The sequence below is a fragment of the Dehalobacter sp. TeCB1 genome, assembly GCF_001707455.1.
In the GTDB taxonomy this organism is placed as follows: domain Bacteria; phylum Bacillota; class Desulfitobacteriia; order Desulfitobacteriales; family Syntrophobotulaceae; genus Dehalobacter; species Dehalobacter restrictus.
Genome location: NZ_MCHF01000067.1, coordinates 41,425 through 63,216 on the forward strand (window position 1 = coordinate 41,425; position 21,792 = coordinate 63,216).

The following is a 21,792-nucleotide window of genomic DNA, read 5'->3' on the forward strand; positions in this document are numbered from 1 at the left end:
ACAGATACCGTAGTATTGTGGTGTTATCAGGTAAGTTTAAGGTTATTCTATGATTCTTTGCTATGAATTGTTTTCAGGGGGTAGGCAATGCAAATATTATTAATCTATAATCCACTTGCCGGAAACGGCAGCTTTAATAATCACTTGGACAGCATTATTGAAGCTGTCCAAGACAAAGGCTATTATTTGGTGCCTTACAGGATCAGCACTACGGAAGCCCTGGAAAAAATGGTCTCCTCGATGGATATCAACAGTTTCAACAGGATCTGGATTGCTGGAGGCGACGGGACGATCCACCAGGTCATCAATGTTCTTTTTTGTTATGATTGCCAGATCCCGGTTGGAATATATCCGGTAGGAACTGCCAATGACTTTGCCCGTTATTTTCATTTTCCGGAGCGAATCCCAGAAATGACGGAGATCCTGCTTCAGGATCATTTTACAGTTTGCGATATCGGGGTCGCCAATGGCCGCTATTTTTTAAATGTGGCCAGCCTGGGATTTCTGATCGATGTCAGCCAAAAAACTCCCAAAAGAATCAAACAAAGTTTTGGGGCTCTCGCCTATTATTTAAAGGGTGTTGAAGAATTCGCCAATATGAAGCCGGTGAAAGTTAGTATTCGGAGCCGGGAAGCCAACCGCGACGATGAAGTGTATTTCATCTTGATTATGAATGGCAAATCGGCAGGCGGTTTTAAGAGGATAGCGCCGTTGGCTTCTATAAGCGATGGCCTGCTTGATGTGTATATTTTTAAACCATGTCCTGTTCTCGAACTGATCCCGCTGGTTATCAAAGTGGCGAACGGCGAACATGCGGAGAGTCCATATGTAGACTACTTCCAGACGGCAGAGCTGACAATCAACTGTCGGGAATCGATTGGTACGGATCTAGACGGAGAAAAAGGGTTTGATTTTCCGTTAAGAGTCACTGTTGAACCCGCCAAATTTAAAGTCATTACCAGAGAGAACCAAGAAGAAGGCTATCTGGATAAAACCGGTCTTGGCTTCTTAATTTAGATGTAAAAATTTTCAATGCAAACGTTAATGAAAACATTCGTATTGAAAACAGGTCCGTGTAAATATTTTTATTTTGGGCAGATTAATGATGAAAACAAATTGCTTTAAAATATTTGATGCAAAGGAGGAATTGTCTTGAGTGTTATCGGCTGGATTATTTTAGGCGGCCTTGCGGGGTGGATTGCCAGCATGATTACAGGCCGTGATGCCAAAATGGGCGTTGGAATGAATATTGTTGTCGGGATCGTTGGGGCATTCATCGGTGGATGGATCGTCAACATTTTCGGAGGAATAGGGATCAATGGATTTAATATCTGGAGTTTCTTGGTTGCTCTCCTCGGTGCGGTGATCCTGTTGTCCATCGTCAATGCCTTAACGGGCAGGAGACATCATAATCAGTATCAGTCGTAAACGTTATCCCGGATCTTGATAGATGCCAGAAACGGCGGAGTAAATCTCCAGCCGTTTTTTATTTAGCGCCAAATCAACCCAGCACAACTGACTTAGCACAGTTCTGTCTCGGTGCATACTGATCCACAACACTTGACAAATATTCGAAAATTTGATAGCATTACCTAAAATTATATCATACAGTTTTATATTTAAAGGCTGTACCATGACAGTATAAAGCATTCGTCTTTAACAGAAATGCTAAGGGGTGAAGGCTTTTTTGGTATATCAGAAAAAGTCTAAGCACTTTCTGATATCTCTGGGTACAGCTAGTACCATGATGCCAGTAAAGTTTTCTATAGTTTATAAGATATAAAATGCTAGGAGGAGATTATGTTGAAACTTGCGTTTTCAACCCTGGGTTGCCCGGATTTCAGCTGGACCGATATCTATTCCATGGCCAAGGACTTTGGCTTTGACGGCATTGAAATCCGCGGTCTGGGCAGTGAGATTTTTGCAGTGCAGGCCCAGCCTTTTACTGGGTCTCAGTTGCCGCAAACCATAAAAAAGTTATCCGAACTCCGTATTCAAATTCCTTGTCTGTCTTCCGGCTGTTGTCTAAAGTATGCTGAGAAAGCGGAACAGAATCATCAGGAGATCGTTCAGTATATTGAATTAGCCTCCAAGCTAGGAACCCCATATATACGTATCCTTGCCGATATTGCACCGCAGCCGACTGGTGAAGTTGATGACGAGGTGGTGCTTGCTGCGTTGAACCGTCTGGTACCTCTGGCGGAAGAAAAAGGCGTCACCCTCCTGGTCGAAACGAATGGCGTCTATGCAGATACTTCCCGTTTATGTCGGCTGCTGAACGATGTTGCGAGTGACAATGTCGGTGCCTTGTGGGATATGCATCACCCTTACCGTTTTGCAGGGGAGACACCTGGGAAGACCCTACAGAATCTTGGCGCGTATATTAAATATGTACATATCAAGGATTCCGTCGTAGAGAATGGTACTACCCGGTACCGCATGATGGGAGAAGGGGATTTACCTATTGATGAGATGATGCGCGCCCTGCGTTCGATAAATTATGAGGGCTATGTTTCTTTGGAATGGGTCAAACGCTGGGCGTCGGATCTTGATGACGCTGGTGTTGTTTTCCCGAATTTTGCGGAATATATGAGCCGGTACACTGAAAAATCTGCGGTGAAGGGCCATTTATTTGACAATAATGCCAAGACAGGGAAATATGTCTGGCAAAAAGACACCTTGATTGACTTGACCTTTCCCCAGGTACTTGACCGGATGGTGGATGAGTTTCCGGATCAGTATGCTTTCCGTTATACGACCATGGATTATACGCGTACGTATAAAGAATTCCGGGACGATGTTGACACATTTGCACGCGCCCTGATCGCGATGGGTGTCAGACCCGGGGACCATGTTGCGACTTGGGCCACCAACGTTCCGCAGTGGTACATTACCTTTTGGGCGGCGACCAAGATCGGCGCTGTTTTGGTAACGGTAAACACCGCGTATAAGATTTATGAGGCAGAATATCTGCTGCGCCAGTCGGATACACACACGCTGGTCATGATCGACGGATATAAGGACTCCGATTATGTCGGCATTATCAAGGAGCTTTGCCCCGAGTTGGAGACTGCCGAGGCCGGAAAGCCGCTGCATATCAAACGCCTGCCTTTCCTGCGCAATATTGTCACGGTTGATTCCAGGCAGAATGGCTGTCTGACCTGGGAAGATGCGATTACCCTGGCTGACAAAGTCCCCGTTGAGGAAGTATACCGCCGTGCGCTTTCCCTTAACCGTCATGATGTCTGCAACATGCAGTATACCTCAGGAACCACAGGGTTCCCGAAAGGCGTTATGCTGACACACTATAATGTCGTGAATAACGGTAAAAATATTGGCGACTGCATGGATCTTTCCACAGCCGACCGCATGATGATTCATGTCCCGATGTTCCATTGCTTCGGGATGGTGCTGGCGATGACTGCGTCCATGACCCATGGGGTGACCATGTCCCCGATACCGGCGTTTTCGCCGAAGATATCGCTGGATTGCATTAACAGGGAAAAAATCACCGCCTTCCACGGTGTTCCGACCATGTTTATTGCGATGCTCGAGCATGAAGATTTTCCGAAAACAGACTTTTCCTACATGCGAACCGGAATCATGGCAGGAAGCCCGTGTCCTGTAAAGGTCATGCAGGATGTCGTCGAGAAGATGAATATGAATGAAATCACCATTGTCTTCGGACAGACCGAATCTTCACCCGGCTGCACCCAGAGCCGTGTCGACGATTCCGTCGAACTGCGGGTTGCCACTGTGGGCCGTGCTTTGCCAGGTGTTGAGTGCAAGATCGTGAATCCGAAGACCGGGGAAGATCTTCCCGATAATGAGGACGGCGAATTTGTTGCCAGGGGCTACAATATCATGAAAGGCTATTATAAAATGCCCGAAGCCACCGCTGCGGCGATTGATGAGAACGGCTGGCTGCACACCGGCGACCTGGCCAGACGCGATGAGAACGGATACTATAAAATTACCGGACGTATCAAGGACATGATCATTCGCGGCGGGGAAAACATCTATCCGAAAGAAATTGAAGATTTTATTTATACCCATCCAAAGGTCAAGGACGTTCAGGTTATTGGTGTCCCTGACAAACAATATGGGGAAGAGATTATGGCCTGTGTCATACTGAAGGACGGTGTCGAACTGACCGCTGATGAGCTGAAGGATTTTGTCCGCACCCACATGGCCAAGCACAAAACACCGCGTTATATTGACTTTGTCGCAGAATTTCCGATGAATGCCGCAGGCAAAATTATGAAATATAAAATGCGCGAAAACGCGGTCGAAAAGTTAAACCTTCAGGCCGACAACAGTATTGAAACTGCCTAAGGTAAAAATTTCTTTGGATGAATAGAAAATTATGGTATAATATTTGCGTAATTCGCAAAATGTGGTGAAACAGTTGGTCAGAAAGTTTGATTTGATCAAATATAAACCGCTGGAACGAAAATTCCTGCTCTTTAGGTGGGGACTGCTTATTGTCGCCCTGGCTGAGTTGATCCGTTTTCAGGGCTCTTTCACGGGCTTGTTTTTTGTTGGTTTTTTTATCTCCCTTCTATATAATGCATTTATTTCCGTTTGTGTCTTCAGCAAGGACACCCGGGCCGAGAAACTGATGCGACTCAGCTTAGTGCTTGATATTCCTATTTGTACCCTGTTGATGGCAGGAAATGTTGAATTACTGAATATGCTCTTTTTTTCCTATTTCTTCTTTGTTTCTTTTCACGGCATGCGTTATGGGATTCCGGGTTTGATTATTGCTGCGGCCGAAAGCGTAGCCTCTTTATTCATTACGTCATTCAAAATTTCGGATCTGTTTGTATCCGTGAATATCTATCTGTTCAGCCTTCTGCTCCTAGCCTTCGGTTTTATCATTGTATTTGAAGTCAACAGTTTGCTGAATATCAGCCAATATCAATTCAGAAAGGCCAAAAATCAGGCGGCCAGAGATCCGCTGACAGGACTTCCGAACCGTCTGCTGTTGGAAAAGAGTTTTCAGAAGGCTGTATCCAATTATCAGAGGACAGGGCAGCTTTTTTGCATTGCCATTTTTGATATTGATAATTTTAAAAAGATAAATGATCAGAAGGGACATGTCTTTGGCGACAAGGTTTTGCTGGTTTTAGCCCGTGTTTTAAAAACAAATGCCAGGGCCACTGATTTCATCTGCCGTTACGGCGGTGAGGAGTTTCTAATTATTCTTTATGGCTGCGGCCTGGAGGACGCCTGCCTGAAAGCGGATAAAATCAGGGAAGAATTTGCACTTAACAGTTATTTTGATAAGCCACTGACCGTGAGCGCCGGTGTCTGTCTCTATCAAAAAGGCTGCTCGCTGACCGAAAATATTGAGATTGCGGATAAAGCACTTTACGCTGCCAAAACAGCAGGGAAGAACAGGGTCATCTCAGGCAGCCGTTTCGGCGTTGATCTTTTCCATAAAGAAGCTTAAAGATCGAAATCCTCCACCTAAGTTTTCTAAATTATTTTAGTATTTCCTCAGTCCGGCGAAATACTTTTCGGAAATGAAAACCGTATATGGACAGGGTTACTGCCAGCGGAAATACATTACGGCGTTTCCGCAGAGACCAAATGATCAGTTTCCAATAGTAGCGTCTTTCCTGGCCGATAATTCCCAAACGGAATACCGATCTGATAAACGCGAGTGCCTGAAAACGGTCGATCCGCTGAGCCGTAAATCCAGCAGGTTCGTACTGCTCTAAGAATGTCAGGACCCGCTCATAATATTTTCTTGGCGAGTAGATCGTATCGACAATTCTTTGATAGCCTTTGATCAACAGGCGGCTTTCCATTTTTGGTATGAAGTTCATCGAAAAGTCGGTGTTATCGCCGCTGATGCTTTTTAACAGTCGGCCTTCCGCTGCCAGACGCTGATATAGTTTAGTTCCTTTCGGCGCATTCAGCAGCCCGACCATCGCGGTAACGATCCCGCTTTCCTGAATAAAGGTTACCAGTTTGTCAAAAATAGAGGCATTGTCGTTGTCGAACCCCACAATAAAGCCGCCCTGAACCTGAAGGCCGAATTTTTGAATTTTTTTGATACACGCAATCAAATTGCGGTTTTTATTCTGAATTTTATTGCACTCAACCAGGCTGTCTTCATCCATGGTTTCAATTCCGATAAATACAGTCATAAACCCCGCCTTGACCATCAGATTCATGAGGCTGTCATCATCAGCTAGATTGATTGAGGCCTCTGTGATAAACGTAAACGGATAATTTCTTTGCTTCATCCAGCTGATCAACGCAGGCAGGATATCATCCTTTAATTTCTTTTTATTGCCGATAAAATTATCATCGACCAGGAAGATGCCTCCGCGCCATCCGGCCCGATAAAGGGAATCCAATTCTGACAGGAGCTGCGGAGAGGTCTTGGTGCGGGGCTCGTGACCGTATAAAGATGTAATGTTGCAGAAATCGCAATGGAATGGGCATCCGCGTGAATATTGAATATTCATTGTTGCGTAGTGTTTCATATCGATAAGGTCCCACAAAGGCACAGGGGTATTTCTGATATCCGCCCATTCTTCCGTTGTGTAAATGTGCGCTGCCGATCCGCTCTCAAGGTCACGCACAAAGGCGGGTACAGTGTTCTCCCCTTCATTCAGGACGAGATAATCTACATCATCATACTCCTCAGGTTCGGAAGTAAAGAGGGGACCGCCTGCAGTCGTTTTGACTCCGAGGGCATGACAGCGGTTAATAACTTCCCTGACAGATTCTTTCTGGACGACCATCGCGCTGATCCAGACATAATCGGCCCATAAAATATCCCGGTCCTTGAGTTTCGTTACATTCATATCGACAAGACGCTTATCATAATGCTCCGGCAGCATAGCAGCTACGGAAAGTAGCCCCAGGGGCGGGGATCCAGCTTTCTTGGATATGAACTTTAACGCGTACTGGAAACTCCAATAGGTCAGCGGTATTTGGGGGTAAACAAGTAAAATTTTCATAGATTTGCCCTTCCTGTTCTATTGACTGGCACAGCCACTTCTAGCATATCCATTTTTTACTTGCTCAATTCGTTTCTGGTTTATTCGCTGATTTTCTGCAGAACAACACAGGACATTGCAATTTATCATCGGGTAAATTAAAATAGATGTAGAATCAAGAAAGGGAGAGAGTAAGATATGGAGGAAAATGCCGGAGATATACGAAGTAGTATTATTTCAAATGACTTATTAATAGGATTTTGTAAAAGGCTTTGACAATCCTGTATAAGGAATGATTCTGCCTTTTTATTATTATCAGGAGGAACAATCATTGATTACCGGGATTTTGTTTTTAGTCGTGCTGATTGCGCTCAATGCCTTTTTCGCTGCCTCGGAGATTGCTTTGATCTCCCTGAATGACAATAAAATCAGAATGATGGCTGAAGATGGCGACAAAAAGGCCAAAATTTTAACCAATTTGCTGGGCGAGCCGAGCAGATTCCTTGCGACGATCCAGATCGGGATAACGCTGGCAGGCTTTCTGGCCAGTGCGTTTGCTTCGGAGAATTTTTCCGATCCGCTGGTTTCACTGCTAATTAAGCTTGGAGTTCCCGTTTCAGCATCCTTGCTGAAGACTATAGCCGTTATTCTAATTACCATCATTTTGTCGTATTTCACGTTAGTGCTCGGAGAGCTCGTACCGAAAAGAATTGCAATGAATAAAGCTGAAAAGATCGCCTGGTTTGCCGCAAACCCGCTGTATATCCTATCTAAAATTACCTCACCATTCGTAAAAATGCTTACGGCGTCGATGAATGTGTTTGTCAGGCTTCTCGGGGTAGATCCGAATGCGGAAAACGAGCAGGTCACGGAAGAAGAAATCCGCATGATGGTTGATGTTGGCGAGGAAAAAGGCGCTATCCATGAAACTGAAAAACTGATGATTAACAATATTTTTGAATTTAACAATAAAACGGTTTCCGAAGTCATGACGCATCGCACGGATATTGCGGCGCTGCCGATTGAAGCAAACTTAAATGAAGTTATTGCCTTTATCAATCATGAGAAGTATTCCAGAATACCCGTCTATGAGGAGAATATTGACAATATTGTCGGGGTGCTGCAATCCAAATACCTTTTCCAGTATTTAACGAACAACAGCAATTCGGAGACATTTCATCTGCGGGACGTTGTCCGGGAACCCTATTATGTACCGGATTCGAAACGCACCGATGAATTATTCAAAGAACTTCAGCAGAACAAGACGCATCTGGCCGTTATCATTGACGAATATGGCGGCACGGCTGGTATTGTGACGCTGGAAGATCTTATTGAAGAAATTGTCGGCAATATCTTTGACGAGGATGACGAAGTCGAACTGGAATTTGAAAAGATCGATGAAAATACCTATATGATCAACGGGGCGACGAGCCTTGATGCGGTCCAAGATTATCTCGACGCGGAGCTGCCGATTGAAGAATATGAGACCCTAAGCGGTTTTCTGGTTGGACAGCTCGGAAGGATTCCCGGAAAAGATGATAAGCCTTCCGTTGAGTTTAACGGTTTAATGTTTAAAGTTGAGGCTGTCGATGAGAAACGGATTGCCAAGGTTAAGGTCTGCAGGCTATAACGCTTAGGTTCATAGTATCGCGTTTTGTAATGTTAGAGAAAACCGGAGGATGAATAATTACGGGTCGGTCTGCGTGCCACAGTACCGCTTTCGGCTGTTGCGTCCTCCTTGACGCAAAAGGTCGCGCTTCGCCATCCAGGCTTCGCTTGTCGCGGAACTGTGGCACGCCAGACTAATCATATGCTTGTTAGGGCCTGGCTGTGTCCCTAGACTGATCGTAGGGTTGTTCGAGCAGAATCTGCATGCTAGAATGAAGCTCTTAATCGTCAAGTTATTTAAACACATATTCTGTGCCGTCTTTCCTGCCCAGCTTACTGCGGTGGCAATGGGAATCAGGCCTGATGATGGGGGGATAAGTAGGTTTTATGAAGATATTTTCTCATCTTCCGGCAAACCTTTTGGAGGTGTTATATTTGGGAGAAATAAGTTTTGATTCGAATCAGAATAATCGAAATGCTAATAACAAGGCAGAGCTTAAGATATTTGACCCGCAGCCCTGCTGCTGCGGGAATGACAGTTTAGCGGGTTCTGTAACCGTTTATGACACGGAATGCGGCTGGATTACAGGTGAAATAAAAACACCAGCAGGGCTGGTGCCTCAGGTTTCGGCGAACTTAACAGCTTTGGATATCCTGGGGGGATGGAAAGCCCGCTGGGGTATTAACCGGATGAATTATAAAATCAATCCCGGGCTTTATGCTGTCGGCAATCCGGATGAACACTCTGAGGTTCTGGTAACGGCCAATTACAAAATGACCTTTGATGCCCTTCGCAAGGAGCTGGCCGGACTTCAGGTCTGGATCCTGGTGCTTGACACCAAAGGCATTAATGTCTGGTGCGCGGCAGGCAAAGGGACATTTGGTACGACTGAGCTCAATAGCCGGATCGGAAAGACCAGGCTTGCCCAGATTGTGTCCCACAGGACATTACTTCTGCCGCAGCTCGGTGCTCCTGGGGTTAGTGCGCATCAAGTCCACAAACAAACCGGTTTCAACGTCGTGTATGGTCCGGTTAGAGCTTCGGATATCCGTGAATTTATCGCTTCCGGAAGGAAAGCGACAGCCGAAATGCGGACCGTGAAGTTTACGGCGTATGACCGGTTGGTACTTACGCCGATGGAACTTACCGGTACATTTAAGATGTCCTTGATGATTTTAGGCATTTTATTTATCTTTAATCTGATCCAGCCAGGAGCTTTTGGAATCACCGACTTTTATGCCTATGCCGGGGCGCTGATTGTGGGCTGTGTTCTGACCCCGGTTTTGTTGCCGTGGATTCCCGGAAAAGCATTTGCCTGGAAGGGATGGCTCCTGGGTTTACTTTGGGCGGGAGCAGTGAATGTGCTGAACGGCTGGCCGGGGGAGCTTTCCTACAGCTGGCTGAGGGCATTAGGGTATCTGCTCGTCCTTCCGTCGATTTCTGCATTCTATGCCATGAATTTTACAGGAGCATCAACGTATACTTCGTTTTCCGGCGTTATGAAGGAGATGAAAACCGCTGTTCCGGCTATTGTGGTTACCATCGGCATCGGAGTTACGCTCATTTTATTGAACGCCTTATTCAGGGTGTGAGGGGGAGGCCGACATATGAAGCACCGCTATTTGAAAAATGTTTCGACGCTTACGCTTAAGACTGAGAAATGCACCGGCTGCGGAAGATGTCTCGAGGTCTGTCCGCATCAGGTCCTGGGTTTAAAATGCAAAAAAGCAGAGATACTGGATATAGATCTCTGCATGGAATGCGGTGCCTGCGCCCGCAATTGCGCATTTGAGGCGATTGATGTCAAGTCCGGCGTGGGCTGCGCCTCAGCAGTCATCACCGGGTGGCTCACAGGGACAGAACCAAGCTGTGACTGTTCTGGAGGTAGCAGCGGGGGATGCTGCTGACCATGGATAGACAATTATTTTTTCTTCAGTCTTTTGAAAAAAATTTTCGCCATTAGCCATCCTGCCATCAGAAGTGCGATCAGATAGCCAATCAGGCTGATGACCGGAATCCCAAGTAGCCGGGGCGTGATGCTCGTCATACAGACCAGACTGGCCCCGATTAGGAAGGCCGCACTGAGAATGCTCAAGACGAGCTTGTCCATAATCATGTCGGCCTGACGTACGGGTTCATCGGCACTGGACAGATCAATATTGATCTTGGCCTGTCCTCTCATCGCCATTTTGAGGATGTTGGCAAACTGAACCGGCAATTCAAGACTGTTTTTGGTAAAACCGTACAAAGAAAGCCCCGCAGAAACCAATTCCTGTCTTGCATCCAACTCACTTAGGAATTTTCCGGAAACGTGATTGGCCATGATTTGAATGAAATTGACTTTCGGACAACATACGGCGAGTACTCCCTCGATCGTAATGACCCCGCGCCCGAGTATCGTGAAGCCTGTCGGTAGGGATATCTGATGGAAATTAAGAACTTCCTTGACTTCTTCCATGATCTGGCCAAAATGAAGCTCAGACAGATCCAAATCACCATAGCGCTTCAACAGGCTTTCAATGTCTTCATAGAGCCTGGTGTGGTTTACCCTGCCTTTGATCGTATCGAGTAATAGAAAAACTTCTTTTAATCCTTCAATATCATGCTGGACGATAGCCAGGATGATTTTTTTCAACAGCAGCCGGTCATGATTATTGATTTTTCCAACCATCCCTAAATCGAGCCAGACGATTTTCCCGTCTCGGATAAAGATATTTCCCGGATGCGGATCCGCATGAAACAAGCCGTCATCGACAATTTGTTTGACATAGTTTTCGGCGAGTTTTATTCCGATCTCATTTAGATCGTAGCCAAATGCATGAAGCTTATCAAGATCATCGATTTGAACACCGTCGATGTATTCCATAACAAGTACTCTTGGGGTGCACAGCTGACGTTCGATCAGTGGAAAGGCAATATACTTCACACCTGCATTCAGGTCGGTAAATTCTTGGATATAGTTTGCTTCGGCAATAAAGTTCATTTCCTGCTGGGCAGTCGCCCACATTTCATCGATAAACATTCTAAAGTCGATATCTCCGACATTGATGTTTAAGACTTTGATCAACGAGATTGCTTTTTTCAGCAGTTGGATATCCCGTTCCATCGTTTGATAAATTCCGGGGCGTTGCACCTTCAGCACGACGACTTTGCCGTTTTTCAGCACTGCTTTGTGCACCTGCGCAATCGATGCCGAGCCGATGCACACAGGGTCGATTTCCTGAAAAGCTTCCTCTGTGGCGAAACCGTATTCTGAGGCGATGACCTGAAGCACTTCTTCATAAATCATCGGCTTCACATCGGTTCGCAGCTCGGCCAGTTCATTGCAGTAACTCTTCGGGAGCATATCTGTGCGCATAGACATAATCTGACCGAGCTTGACATACGTCGGGCCGAGGTCTTCCAGGATGAATTTTAGCTTGGCTGGAGAAACGCCGTGGATGATTCCATGGCGTTTCAGCGCAGTGACCATTTCCTTTAAGCGGGCTGCGGATGATAGTTTGACCTCAGTTTGGGTCATTCTTTTTCTCCATCTCTGCGAGCTTTTCTTTGAGCACAGAGAGCTCTTCTTCATTCAGCGTGTTAACCTTTTGCAGAAGATCCTCCATGTGACGGGCGGAAGAATGATGATGCAGATTTTCAGAAAGGTTGCGTTTTAATTCCTCGTTGATGACTTTGCCTTGTTCGACGGTAAGCTCACCTTTTTCAATTAACGAATCAATGACCTCCTTGGCTTTTTCGGCCGTTGTCGCTATTGCCCCAATTCCCGCCAGAAAGACTTTTTTCATTTCATCGCTTGCATTCAACTTTAACAACCCCCTTTATGCTTTTAGTATATCTAAAAATAGGTCTAAAATATATAGAAAATGTAAAATGTTTACTTATACCTAATCTTTGGATTGATCGATTTTTCAGGTCGATTTTTCAGATATTCATTGCTCTGGGATTTTGTGTTAAGATATGACTAAAGCTATATTTTAACCCTCAGTAACCGCAAGCTACTCGAGAATAACGACAAGGAGGAAAATATGCGATGAAAGTAATCAGGAATCTCTTCGTTACATTCATGTTTTTGGCTTTAGTGAGTCTGGCAGGGTGTCAGTCCCAGACAGGACCAACTCCGGAGCCTTCTCCTGAGCCTGAACCCTCTGCCGTTGGAACGATGAAAGCAGCGGTCTATTATCTGAAGGATAGTAATAATGAAATGTACCTGGTCAGAGAGGTGCATGAGATCCCGAAAAGCACAGGTGTTGCCCGGGCAGCTCTCGAGGAGCTAATTAACGGTACCCCTGTAACGACAGGCGCATTTAAGGTACTTCCCGCCGACACGAAAATTTTGGAAGTTAATATCGAAAACGGTTTGGCAACCATTGATTTTTCCGAAGAGGTGCTGCATGCGAACGTTGGCGCCAGCGGCGAAGCACTTGGAATCGCCAGTATTGTCAATACACTGACGGAGTTTCCGACTATTAAAAAAGTTCAGTTCACCGTAAACGGCAAGGCTGAAAACGGTATAGACTGGTGGGGCCACGTTGGTCTTTATAATCAACCCTTTGCCAGGGATCTCAGCTCAGTTTATGAACCGGCGATTTGGGTTACGGCTCCTGTGGACGGACAAACCATAGCGAGCCCGTTAAAGATCACCGGCAATGCCCGGGTCTTTGAAGCTGTCGTAAGCTACCGCTTAAGGGATGCGCAAGGTAATATTCTGGCAGAAGGTAACACAATGGCGGCAGCAGGGGCACCAGGCCGAGGCGATTTTGAAGCCTCGCTGACATTTAAGCCATTGGCAGCAGGAAGCGGTCAGCTCGAAGTATTCGAGTCCAGCATGATGGACGGAAGCGATATGAATAAGGTCATTATTCCTGTCAAATGGTGATCGGATTAAGTTTTCTTATCAAAATACAAAACCGGTTAAGCAGAGATTAGTCACACCGTAAGATAAAGCTTACGCCAGTGCAACAAGACAGCCAGCAGGACCCAGAGCCCGGTATAAATCGCAATAAAGCCAAGCTGAGGGTTGCTACTCCAGGATTTCACCCAGTTATAAGAAAATTCAAAAACCGAGAGGGTATTTCCATTCATTTTCAGGATCATATGATGCATAACCGAGAATACCATCGAAGAACCAAAATACAGCAGGATCGCATTGCGGCCGATCGCCTCAAACACCCAGTAGAAAGGTGCCCTGAGGCTCCTAATAACCGGGATATGCAGGTCCCAGATCAAGTAGGCAAAGGCCAAAACAAGAATGGTGGCACCGGATGACAACGTCACAAAGGACGGCGTCCAGAGTCGTTTGCCTATGGGGATAAAGTTGGACAGCAGCGGGGTAAGCAGCAGAAGAACAGCAGCCAGAGCCAGGATTTTCAAGAAATTTCGGCCAATGTTTTTATTGTTCAAAAACAAACCTGCCGTATAACCGAAAAGCGTGCTGGCAATTGCGGAAAAAAGCGTACATATTCCTTCCGGATCATATCCGGCATCGCCGTGAACATAAAGATGGCTCTTTGTGAAAACAAACGGATCAATCATTCCGGATAAATTATGGTCCGGTGAGGGCAAACTGCCCGGAAAAGACTGGCTTGTATATAAGAGAATGCCAAGATAGGCAGCCAGAATAAGTAGTCCGGCAGTGAACGGCCAGAACCATTTTCCGGATACTCTGGTGATCAGGGCTGTCATAATTCCGGTAAAAGCAAGAACCTGAAGCACTCCGGTAAAGCGAAGCTGGGAAAGATGAAATTCCCAGGATACCAGGGAATTAAAAATCAGGCCAATGATAATCAGCACAAAAAACCTTCTGATTATTATTATATATTTACATGTCAATGATATCACTGGCTACCAAGTCCAGTGGGTTTCTAAAATTTTCTGGGCTAGACCGAAAATTTAAAACCTCGTCATCCGGATGCGGGAACCCATCCTGTTTCAGATAGATATTTAGATACCTATTTTATATGTTTTTTCCCAAGCACCTTCTCGACAAATACTTTGGCCAGATGGGGATCAAACTGGGTCCCGGCATTTTTTAGGATTTCTTCAGCAGCAGTATTTTCGTTCATGGCTTTCCGGTATGGACGTCTGCTGCTCATCGCATTATACGCATCCGCAATCGCAACAATCCGGGCTTCCAATGGGATTTCCTCACCTTTCAGTCCCTTGGGGTATCCCTTCCCATCCCATCGTTCATGATGGGCCAGGACATAGTCCGAGAGATGCGCATACTCATTCATTGTGCTGAGGATTTCATGGCCAAGCTCCGGATGACGCTTCATTTCCGCCATTTCGGATTCCGTGAGCTTGTCCGGTTTGTGAAGAATCCTGCTGTCAAGACTGACTTTCCCGATGTCCCTGATGAGTCCCACCATCTCTAGGTTCTCGATGTTTTTCTTGCCCAATTCCAAGATTTGACCGATTTCGGCACAGAATTTACTAACTTGGGCCGATTCTTTTTCTTCCGTTTCGTTCTTATGGAATAACGTTTCCATAATGATTTCGATCAGAGCATTGCTTGGTTTGTTTTTTGCTGTGCTTTTAAGCGGAGGAGTTTTTTCTGCAGCTTTTTTATAGATGAGGGCAATTTCATTTTCTTTCTTCTTTGTTGGTTCACAGCCGGAAGATAAAGGAAGGTTCAGGGTGCCTAATTTTTCCTTATCAACCAAGTCATTGATCCGGTTCACAAGAATATCGGCCTGTTTGGAGTTGGTCTTCGGCAGCAATATCATAAATTCGCTTTCGCTGATTCGGGCGATGATATCGTCAACGCGGCATTCTTGTTTAATGATTTCAGCAACCTTTTTGATGATAAGATTTCCTTCAGTATGGCCGAGCTCTTTTTTTATGTCGTCCAGGTAATCAATGTCAATGAGGGCCAGGGAAATCGGCAGATTTCTTTCGGTATTCAGTCTTTTGAATTCTTCCTCAAAAAACCTGCGGTTGTATAATCCGGTAAGCGGATCGTGAAAACTTAGAAATTCGGCTTTACCCAGTTTTTTGTTTTTCCTGACGAGTTCTTTAAAGACGAGCACAATGCCTTGGATGTGCTTGTCCTCGTCTTTCACCGGTTTTGCCATACTCCTGACCGGACGCTTTTCGCCACTTTTGGAGAGTAAAACAGCATTTTTAGTAAATTCAACTTTCTTGCCAGTCTCAAGCACGTTCAGCATGCTGCCGCCAAGCTCTTCATTAGTAGCTGCGTTCAAAAGCTGAAATACTTCTGTCAGCGGTTTGTGAAGCACTTCTTCGTTCTTCCAGCCGGTAAGCAGTTCGGCCTTTTGGCTTAATAATCGTATATTGCCTTCAATATCCGTCAAGATGACAGCGTCACTGATCGATTCTAACGTCGTTTTTAACCATTCCTGATCCGGTTTCATACTCCTAATCTCCTAATAAAAAACTGTTCGAAACGAAAAAACAAGCTGTAACTAATATATCGTAATATTTTTTCAAATATTTAGTAATTTTTTTGTCGGATCATTTTAAACTCCATAATGATTTTAACTTACATGATTTCTCACAACAGCCGCTTGAGGGAAAACCAAAAGTCGGGATAAGTTTGATGAGGAAGGGCTGGTATCCCCAGCCCTTCGCTTGTCGCAGTTAGAATTTACTTCGTTTTGGCTCACCGATTTTCAGTATTTTTGATAGCTCCTATTTTAGCGCTTAAACCACCGGATCGAAAAGATCGTTGGTGGTGTTATCAAACACCCTGATATCTCGCTTTAAGCTAAGCTCACCGCTGGGCGTATTAAAAATATTGCGGGCAATGATCAAATCCATCACGGCCTCAGCCTCAGCCTTGGTCATATCTGCCCTTGGATTGGGCACCGTGATGGCAAACGTTTTACCGCCGGCGGTCAGGAAGGTTAATCTGACGAATTTATTGTTTACAATAGCCATGCTTTCACCTCCTTTCCCGCAGATTTTGCGCGTGTTTATTCTTCGTCAATCAATTCGTAATTCTTCTGCAGCAGCACATTCGCTACCGGATTCTGGCTCAGACCGTATAAGGCTGTTATCACATCGAAGAGGTCCTGCACCGCGGCATCAGGCTTCACATAATTGATGCTTTTCTTCTTGATCTCCGGGTCGCCGGCGGGTGTAGTCCCCCCGGTCTGGTAGCGCGCAGCAAGTATCGAATTTAGAGAAACCGCTATCGCTGCCATCGTCCTCAACTCCTTTCCTCAGGATTGACAGGCCGGGCTTGTACGGCTTGTCTGATATATAGTGTATGGTGAAGTTTATCCGGCGGTTACTCATCCGGGGCATATATCATAAAGGTAACACTTCTATATCAGCCGATCGGCCGGGATTGTTCCAGAATCTGAGGCGCCTCAGATTCTGGGGCAACCCCATTATAGGAGGTTTTTCACATTTGTAAGCCTGTCCTCATATTCTGTAAGTAAGGAAAAACTGAAAGCGAGGATCTGAAGCTGTCATGAGCGATGTGATAGACATGAACGATGTGATGATAGAACGTACGCCGCATTTAATCGCGGCTGAGATTAACCTGATTAAATACCAGACCAATCATATCGTGCTTACCAACGCCATCGAGATCGGGCGGCGGCTGACGGAGGCCAAGAAGCGGATTCCCTATGGGGGATGGGGCAAATGGCTGAAGGAGTCGGTCAACTACTCCCAGAGCACGGCCGAAAAAATGATGCGCCTCTACCAAGCTTACGGCGACAAGCAGCCCCTTGCCCAGCGCGCCGGCGAACAACCGCAGGAAATTCCGAATCTGAGCTATACGCAGGCATACATCCTCTTAGGCGTCCCGGAGGAGGAACGGAAAGCGTTCATCGCGGAAATTGATATTGTAGGCATGTCTACCCGTGAATTGCAAAAGGCGGTTGATGAACGGACCCAGGCAGAGCAGGAAAAAAATAAGGCCCTGGAGCAGAAAGCGGAACTCCGGCAAGTCCTAGATGACGAAAAGGAGAAGAACGAACGGCTGACCGAGGCGAACACCAATCTGAGCAAGAACGCGCAAGAGTTATATAATGCCAATATCGAGCTCGAGAAGAAGAGTGGTAAGCAACAGAATGAGTTGGATTCGCTCAAAAAAAGCACATCTTACGACTTCGTCGACCGGCTGAGAAAGGACCTCGACAGCGCTTCTGTCAAGGTGAAGTCCAATAAAATCGCTTTTCTTTACGAAAACCTGGACAGAACCATCAAGGAACTGAAGTGGGAGCTGGAGCAGATCGGTGCGGACGATCCGGATACCTTTGTTGCTTATAAGAACAATGTCTATGAGTCTCTGATCCAGTGGACGAGAGATACGTTGTGGAATAAAAATTATTAATTTTTTAGGTGGGAAAGTGAGTAAATTATTTAACTGGTTTATCGCCTTAATTATGGACTTTTTGACTGTTGGCAATTATTAGGATATAATTGAATCAAAGAAAGCATTACAATAAAATACAGAGGTGATGAGCGTGACTATTACAGATATAAAAGAGGTAGTTAGTCAGGTTGCATCTGCATATCCGGTACTTTATATTGATTTATTTGGCTCATATGCAAATGATGAGGCTACAGACGATTCGGACGTAGACCTGCTTGTATACTTTGATGAAAAAGTTGCAAGTTTATTTGATGTGTCAGGACTTAAGCTCGATATTCAGGATATATTGAACACCAAAGTGGATGTAGTTGCCGGACCTCTTAAAGAGAATAGCTACATCACTATTGACAAAAAGGTAAGAATCTATGAAGCATAGGGATATTCAACTACTGAAAAAAATCATATCCGAATGCAAAGATGTTATACGGTATACAAATGAAATCGGTGAAAAAGGGTTTCTTGAAAGCGATATTTTCCAGAAAGCAACGGCAATGTCGCTTCTTAATATAGGTGAGCATGCTAATGCCCTGACAAGAGAGTTGTGGACGGAGTACAAGGATATTCAGTGGAGAAAGATTATTGATCTTAGAAACATCGTAGCACATGGATATGGTGAATTAAGAATGGAGCTTATTTGGAATTTATCGCAAAAAGAAATTCCGGATTTAATGAGACAGCTTGAAGATCTGCTGAATAGATTTGAATAACAACAAGTAGGGACGCAGCCTGAAATACACACAGCTGCGTTTTAATTTTTTTGAAGTAACGTCACCCGGTTCAGCTTGTCCTTATGAGGATTATTTTAATCGTATCTCATAAAGCTCCTTGGTTCCTGACTTAGGCGGAAAGGTGAATGCCCTCTATTATTAGGGGGCTTAAATATTTCCGAATTTTTGCCGAGTTTTTGCCGATTATTTAAGGCTGAAGAAATTATACTTAACCTATAGTCGTCACCAACAAGGGGGGATTATCTTATTGGAAGTTCGAACATTAGAAAAAGTACTATTTTCTAAAAAAAGAAAGAGAGGCGTAAATTCAAATGTCAATCACACAGATTACCAGGGAATTTCTAGGGTTATCTTCTGACAGCATCAAATGCTGGCGTATTTACTGTCAACGGCTTGGCAATAACCGTCCCTGCTAAAGCGGCAAATACACCAGGGTCAGTCTTTAAAGCGGCTATAGGCGGAACAGCAGGGGCAACCGTTACGGTAACAGGTGCTACGACTTATATCTTAAATAGATATATGTAAGGGGGTTAGGTAATGGGTTACGGAGGAAGTATACCAGGTTCAAATGTCCAAATTTACCCTACTGAGTATGATGCAAGAATTTGGTTAAAAGGCGATGGAACAACTGATAATGCAGCATTATTTACTCAAATGATATCTAATCTTCCTGATTACGCTAGGGTTATCTTTCCTGGCGGTGGAACATACACAATATCATCAAGTATTACAATCACAAAGCCAATAATAATCGATTTTAATAACGCTACAATTAAAGGTACAAGCAGTATCACCACGTTAATTGATGTCCAGGCGAATAACGTAATAATTCAAAATGGGATGCTTGATCTTAATTTAATAGCGTCAAATGGTATCAAGTGCACTTCCACATCAAGCGCATATCGCAGTAAATTGATTGTGGATAATTTAACCATCAAAAACGTGAAACTGAGTGCCGCAGCAGATAGCACCGGCGGAATATACGTTACCTACTGTAATGGCGTTTATATTTCACGTTATAATTTTATAGACATGAATAACAGCACAACGAACGCTTCTGATAGTACGGCGGCTTTAGCGGCTATTCGTGCGATATCGGTAAATGACCTATTTATTGATAAAGTAAAAATGACGAATGTTGGTATAGGCGTATCTATATTTGGATATGACGAAAGCAACCCATCTACAAACATTCGTTTTACTGACATAAGTATGACAACAGTCCGTAATAATGGCTATTATATTCAAAATTACACAACGAATGTTACTATTCGAGGTGGGAAAATTGATGCCGTTACAGATAATGGCATAGTCATATCTACTTACAGTAATTATTCAACGGGTGTTACCCAATCAATGATAAATATTAACGGTATCAATTTTGCAAATACAGCAGGTAGGGCCATTATGCTTCGTAAAGGCTCTGGTATCGAGATTTCCGGTTGCTTATTTCAGAGTTGTGGCGGGTGTATTAGCATAATAACGCAGGAACACCAGCTATTAGAACATCCTAAAAATGAAGAAGGCGGTGCCGCCAAACTTTGTAGTTTTGCAACACCGCCTTTTCTATTTATAAACACTTGTTAATTTAATTTATTTTCTTCTAGAAGCTGTTTAATCTTCTTAACCTCGTCAAAAATTCTAAATACCTTATAGTATATAATAAGCAGAATAATTATTGAAACTACAACAAAAATTTCCATTTATTTCACTCCTCCTAATTCAACTTAATATTTTAGTTACAAAAAGACAATACCAAAATTAGTATAACATAAAATCCCCAAATAATTTGTCTTTTTAATGAATGTATCAAAAATGTTCAGAAAAGACTCAGTTTACGAACCAAGCTTAATGGGCTGACAGATAACTGACTCGTTCAGCAATCTGTATGTATGGCGCAAACGCAGTATAGCCAAAAAGAAAAATGGAGGCCCTTCTGAGGGCCTCTAAAAAACTTAAGAAATCGTATATACCAGAGAAAAGTAATCACATTTTGCTAAAGTCAGAATTTGGCTTGCTCAACCTTATTTCAATAAAATCTCATAAAGCTCCTTGGTTCCTGACTTTCGAACGTAAAGCTTATAGCTTTCAGCGTCTTTTGGTAATTCGTATACCCAATTCCCATTTTCTGTGATACCCGGAGAAAGTTCCCGGTAATCCAGATAATTGTCAATGGTATTCGTGCTGTCGGCATAGGTCTTAAACTCGCGTTTTTTATGATCAATAACAGTTAAATCAGGCGGAAAGGTGAATGCTTTGTTGGTCAAGTTGGTGACGTCAGCATTAATGATCACGAACTTCGCGCCTTCTTTAGCGGTTTTGTCATAACTATATTTCGAGGAGATCGTTTGTTTCTCTTCCACATGATTCACTCTGAGTTTAATCGAGGTAAGGATGATTTCATCGCCGACAGCTTTGGGGATAATAGTTAAGTTCTCTTTTTTAGCCTGTTCCATGAAGCTGTTTGTTCCCTGACCGGCACCATCGGAAGATGAATTGATATTTTTGTTTAATTCCTTGGTAACCGAAATGAAATTAGACAGAAAAACATCTAAGAGTTCATCATTCGGTTGGGAGATATACCAGTGGCGATTAACTTTGATTAATTGAACATTGATAGATTTTTCTACATAAGATTCTTGAATAGTCGCCTTGTGTTTTTGCATGGCAGACATCAGCATTTGTTCTATTTCTTCGTCCTTTATCTCAGCACCTGTGGTGGCTGAAGTAAAAGCTTCAGTAAATACATCCTGAAGCACTGCTTTAAGAAGGGGTTCGCCGTTCATATACTTTATATCAACAGTGAGGGTAGCCTTATCATTTTCTATTTTCGGCTCCTTTACAGTGTATGTTATTTTGGCCGCGTTTTCTTGGAAATAGTCCAAAAAATATTTTTGAGACTGGCTTTTACTGTCTTCTCCATCTCTCATTATCTTCAAAATTTTTTCTTTGCCGCTTAAGTTCGATGGATCTACCATTTCAGCCATTTGGGTTAAATCAAACTTCTTTCCAGCCTCTAAAAAGGTCGCTACCGTTGCTTCCGGGCTGGGAGTATTGGCACAACCGGCCAGAAAAAACATCCCAAGAAACATCCCGAGGATAAATAAGAATCCTGTTAGCTTTCGCAATTTTCTCACCTCTTTG

The 21,792-nt window shown here is 44.2% G+C and carries 20 protein-coding genes; 12 read left to right on the forward strand and 8 right to left on the reverse strand.

The genetic code is table 11. From position 1 onward, the window contains the following. Window positions 1-87 precede the first annotated feature (87 nt). The 4 genes from A7D23_RS14610 to A7D23_RS14625 all read left to right on the forward strand — a co-directional run bounded on the left by A7D23_RS14610 (window position 88) and on the right by A7D23_RS14625 (window position 5,455). Window positions 88-1,017, forward strand: a complete 930-nt coding sequence (locus A7D23_RS14610) for a YegS/Rv2252/BmrU family lipid kinase (protein WP_019225870.1) — start codon at window positions 88-90, stop codon at window positions 1,015-1,017. Window positions 1,018-1,152: 135 nt separating this feature from the next. Continuing rightward, window positions 1,153-1,428: a GlsB/YeaQ/YmgE family stress response membrane protein gene (locus A7D23_RS14615; protein WP_019225871.1), complete on the forward strand. Its 276-nt coding sequence runs from the start codon at window positions 1,153-1,155 to the stop codon at window positions 1,426-1,428. 375 nt (window positions 1,429-1,803) lie between these two features. Beyond that, entirely contained in the window at window positions 1,804-4,335 is a 2,532-nt protein-coding gene (locus tag A7D23_RS14620) for an AMP-binding protein (RefSeq protein WP_026071870.1), read from the forward strand. Between the two features lie 64 nt (window positions 4,336-4,399). After that, window positions 4,400-5,455, forward strand: coding sequence for a GGDEF domain-containing protein (locus tag A7D23_RS14625; protein WP_242871547.1), 1,056 nt, complete (start codon window positions 4,400-4,402; stop codon window positions 5,453-5,455). Between the two features lie 31 nt (window positions 5,456-5,486). Here the strand turns inward: A7D23_RS14625 and A7D23_RS14630 are convergent, their stop codons facing one another. Continuing rightward, complete coding sequence (locus A7D23_RS14630; RefSeq protein WP_019225874.1) at window positions 5,487-6,980, reverse strand: B12-binding domain-containing radical SAM protein; 1,494 nt, start codon at window positions 6,978-6,980, stop codon at window positions 5,487-5,489. Window positions 6,981-7,251: 271 nt separating this feature from the next. Between A7D23_RS14630 and A7D23_RS14635 the strand changes: the two genes are divergently transcribed. The 3 genes from A7D23_RS14635 to hgcB all read left to right on the forward strand — a co-directional run bounded on the left by A7D23_RS14635 (window position 7,252) and on the right by hgcB (window position 10,475). Beyond that, entirely contained in the window at window positions 7,252-8,589 is a 1,338-nt protein-coding gene (locus tag A7D23_RS14635) for a hemolysin family protein (RefSeq protein WP_019225875.1), read from the forward strand. 413 nt (window positions 8,590-9,002) lie between these two features. Then, window positions 9,003-10,160: a mercury methylation corrinoid protein HgcA gene (gene hgcA / locus A7D23_RS14640; RefSeq protein WP_019225877.1), complete on the forward strand. Its 1,158-nt coding sequence runs from the start codon at window positions 9,003-9,005 to the stop codon at window positions 10,158-10,160. 15 nt (window positions 10,161-10,175) lie between these two features. Beyond that, the gene (gene hgcB, locus A7D23_RS14645; RefSeq protein ID WP_019225878.1) at window positions 10,176-10,475 is read left to right on the forward strand and encodes a mercury methylation ferredoxin HgcB; all 300 of its coding nucleotides are present in this window, start codon (window positions 10,176-10,178) and stop codon (window positions 10,473-10,475) included. 14 nt (window positions 10,476-10,489) lie between these two features. Here the strand turns inward: hgcB and A7D23_RS14650 are convergent, their stop codons facing one another. Both A7D23_RS14650 and A7D23_RS14655 read right to left on the reverse strand, forming a co-directional pair. Beyond that, the gene (locus tag A7D23_RS14650) at window positions 10,490-12,088 is read right to left on the reverse strand and encodes an AarF/UbiB family protein (RefSeq protein WP_019225879.1); all 1,599 of its coding nucleotides are present in this window, start codon (window positions 12,086-12,088) and stop codon (window positions 10,490-10,492) included. Further along, a complete protein-coding gene (locus A7D23_RS14655; RefSeq protein ID WP_019225880.1) occupies window positions 12,075-12,374 on the reverse strand; it encodes an aspartyl beta-hydroxylase in 300 nt (99 codons plus the stop codon). Before A7D23_RS14655 ends, A7D23_RS14650 begins: the two co-directional genes overlap by 14 nt. A gap of 227 nt (window positions 12,375-12,601) precedes the next feature. On the opposite strand from A7D23_RS14655, the gene A7D23_RS14660 reads away from it, so the two are divergent. Then, a complete protein-coding gene (locus A7D23_RS14660) occupies window positions 12,602-13,447 on the forward strand; it encodes a Gmad2 immunoglobulin-like domain-containing protein (RefSeq protein ID WP_019225881.1) in 846 nt (281 codons plus the stop codon). 50 nt (window positions 13,448-13,497) lie between these two features. On the opposite strand, the gene A7D23_RS14665 is transcribed toward A7D23_RS14660, so the two are convergent. The 4 genes from A7D23_RS14665 to A7D23_RS14680 form a co-directional block, all read right to left on the reverse strand. Beyond that, window positions 13,498-14,361, reverse strand: coding sequence for a hypothetical protein (locus A7D23_RS14665; protein ID WP_019225882.1), 864 nt, complete (start codon window positions 14,359-14,361; stop codon window positions 13,498-13,500). A 158-nt stretch (window positions 14,362-14,519) separates the two neighbouring features. Then, window positions 14,520-15,944, reverse strand: a complete 1,425-nt coding sequence (locus A7D23_RS14670) for an HD domain-containing phosphohydrolase (RefSeq protein ID WP_019225883.1) — start codon at window positions 15,942-15,944, stop codon at window positions 14,520-14,522. A 289-nt stretch (window positions 15,945-16,233) separates the two neighbouring features. After that, the gene (locus A7D23_RS14675; protein WP_019225884.1) at window positions 16,234-16,470 is read right to left on the reverse strand and encodes a DUF2922 domain-containing protein; all 237 of its coding nucleotides are present in this window, start codon (window positions 16,468-16,470) and stop codon (window positions 16,234-16,236) included. A gap of 35 nt (window positions 16,471-16,505) precedes the next feature. Further along, the gene (locus tag A7D23_RS14680) at window positions 16,506-16,736 is read right to left on the reverse strand and encodes a DUF1659 domain-containing protein (RefSeq protein WP_019225885.1); all 231 of its coding nucleotides are present in this window, start codon (window positions 16,734-16,736) and stop codon (window positions 16,506-16,508) included. Window positions 16,737-17,008: 272 nt separating this feature from the next. Between A7D23_RS14680 and A7D23_RS14685 the strand changes: the two genes are divergently transcribed. The 4 genes from A7D23_RS14685 to A7D23_RS14700 all read left to right on the forward strand — a co-directional run bounded on the left by A7D23_RS14685 (window position 17,009) and on the right by A7D23_RS14700 (window position 20,235). Further along, window positions 17,009-17,878, forward strand: coding sequence for a DUF3102 domain-containing protein (locus A7D23_RS14685; protein ID WP_019225886.1), 870 nt, complete (start codon window positions 17,009-17,011; stop codon window positions 17,876-17,878). A gap of 127 nt (window positions 17,879-18,005) precedes the next feature. Next, window positions 18,006-18,296 carry a nucleotidyltransferase domain-containing protein gene (locus tag A7D23_RS14690; protein ID WP_242871541.1) on the forward strand — a complete coding sequence of 97 codons (291 nt, stop codon included), beginning with the start codon at window positions 18,006-18,008 and terminating at the stop codon, window positions 18,294-18,296. Continuing rightward, window positions 18,286-18,627: a HepT-like ribonuclease domain-containing protein gene (locus A7D23_RS14695; RefSeq protein ID WP_019225887.1), complete on the forward strand. Its 342-nt coding sequence runs from the start codon at window positions 18,286-18,288 to the stop codon at window positions 18,625-18,627. Before A7D23_RS14690 ends, A7D23_RS14695 begins: the two co-directional genes overlap by 11 nt. 558 nt (window positions 18,628-19,185) lie before the next feature. Continuing rightward, window positions 19,186-20,235, forward strand: coding sequence for a hypothetical protein (locus A7D23_RS14700; protein ID WP_019225888.1), 1,050 nt, complete (start codon window positions 19,186-19,188; stop codon window positions 20,233-20,235). Between the two features lie 437 nt (window positions 20,236-20,672). On the opposite strand, the gene A7D23_RS14705 is transcribed toward A7D23_RS14700, so the two are convergent. Then, window positions 20,673-21,776: a DUF4352 domain-containing protein gene (locus A7D23_RS14705; RefSeq protein ID WP_242871542.1), complete on the reverse strand. Its 1,104-nt coding sequence runs from the start codon at window positions 21,774-21,776 to the stop codon at window positions 20,673-20,675. Window positions 21,777-21,792 lie beyond the last annotated feature (16 nt).

Coding starts and splice junctions, on each gene's coding strand:
- A7D23_RS14610 (WP_019225870.1), top strand. CDS start 88: ATGCAAATATTATTAATCTATAATCCACTTGCCGGAAACGGCAGCTTT.
- A7D23_RS14630 (WP_019225874.1), bottom strand. CDS start 6,980: ATGAAAATTTTACTTGTTTACCCCCAAATACCGCTGACCTATTGGAGT.
- A7D23_RS14635 (WP_019225875.1), top strand. CDS start 7,252: ATGATTCTGCCTTTTTATTATTATCAGGAGGAACAATCATTGATTACC.
- hgcB (WP_019225878.1), top strand. CDS start 10,176: ATGAAGCACCGCTATTTGAAAAATGTTTCGACGCTTACGCTTAAGACT.
- A7D23_RS14650 (WP_019225879.1), bottom strand. CDS start 12,088: ATGACCCAAACTGAGGTCAAACTATCATCCGCAGCCCGCTTAAAGGAA.
- A7D23_RS14660 (WP_019225881.1), top strand. CDS start 12,602: ATGAAAGTAATCAGGAATCTCTTCGTTACATTCATGTTTTTGGCTTTA.
- A7D23_RS14670 (WP_019225883.1), bottom strand. CDS start 15,944: ATGAAACCGGATCAGGAATGGTTAAAAACGACGTTAGAATCGATCAGT.
- A7D23_RS14675 (WP_019225884.1), bottom strand. CDS start 16,470: ATGGCTATTGTAAACAATAAATTCGTCAGATTAACCTTCCTGACCGCC.
- A7D23_RS14680 (WP_019225885.1), bottom strand. CDS start 16,736: ATGGCAGCGATAGCGGTTTCTCTAAATTCGATACTTGCTGCGCGCTAC.
- A7D23_RS14685 (WP_019225886.1), top strand. CDS start 17,009: ATGAGCGATGTGATAGACATGAACGATGTGATGATAGAACGTACGCCG.
- A7D23_RS14690 (WP_242871541.1), top strand. CDS start 18,006: ATGAGCGTGACTATTACAGATATAAAAGAGGTAGTTAGTCAGGTTGCA.
- A7D23_RS14695 (WP_019225887.1), top strand. CDS start 18,286: ATGAAGCATAGGGATATTCAACTACTGAAAAAAATCATATCCGAATGC.
- A7D23_RS14700 (WP_019225888.1), top strand. CDS start 19,186: ATGGGTTACGGAGGAAGTATACCAGGTTCAAATGTCCAAATTTACCCT.